The sequence below is a fragment of the Bradyrhizobium sp. STM 3843 genome (assembly GCF_000239815.1).
Classification (GTDB): Bacteria; Pseudomonadota; Alphaproteobacteria; order Rhizobiales; family Xanthobacteraceae; genus Bradyrhizobium.
Window position 1 is genome coordinate 1 of sequence record NZ_CAFK01000221.1, and the last position, 799, is coordinate 799.

General features: G+C 63.2%; 1 pseudogene. It reads right to left on the reverse strand.

Annotated elements, in window-relative coordinates:
• Window positions 1-799 (reverse strand): annotated as a pseudogene (locus BRAS3843_RS23355) (hypothetical protein); the annotation flags it as partial.

Sequence of the window (799 nt, forward strand, 5' to 3'; positions counted from 1 at the left end):
TCCAGATAAGGTACTGACCCGAGGTGATGTTCTTCCACGCAACATCGTAACCGCCGGACACGACTTCTGCGCCAATCAGAGTCCATGCGCCGAATTCGCCGGAGTAGACCGCGCTCCGCTGATACTTCAGCACGGGACCGGTGCCGCCGCTCATCGGATCAAGGTAGTAGTTGTTTGCGGCCTGCACCAAGGAGGTTGCACCGGAAATCTCGATAGCGCTCGGCTGGTCGACCGACAGATTTGCGAATGTAGCCGCGACACCCGTCAAGTTCGCGCTGTTGCCCGCGCCGTCCTTGATCGTTGTTCCAGTTGGTAGGTTCACCTGGGTGATGGCGAGCGCAGAAACATCGCTGTCGCTTGCGCCGACCGTGTAGCTGAAGGTCAGCGCATTGGTGCCAGAGCCGCCGGCATAGGTCGCCGTGCCCCCGTTATTGAGCGTCAGGGTTGGGGTGCCTCCGGCCACCGTCACCGCCTCGCTCAGGTTCACCGTCAGCGTCACCACATAACCCGCCGCCACGCTGCCTGCACCGCCGGTGATCCCGGTCCCGGAGGCTGCAACCGACGATACCGTCGGCGGAGTGCCATCGATCTGCAGCGTCCCCGACGGGTTGGTGACCGCGCCGGTCAGGGTGGCGCTGTTGCCTGCGCCGTCCTTGACCATGGAGCCGTTGAGATTGAACGCCGTCACCGCCAGATCGGAGGTGTTCTGGCCAGTTGCCACTGTGTAGCTGAAGGTCAGCGCATTGGTGCCGGAGCCGCCGGTATAGGTCGCCGTGCCACCGTCATTGAGCGTCAGGGT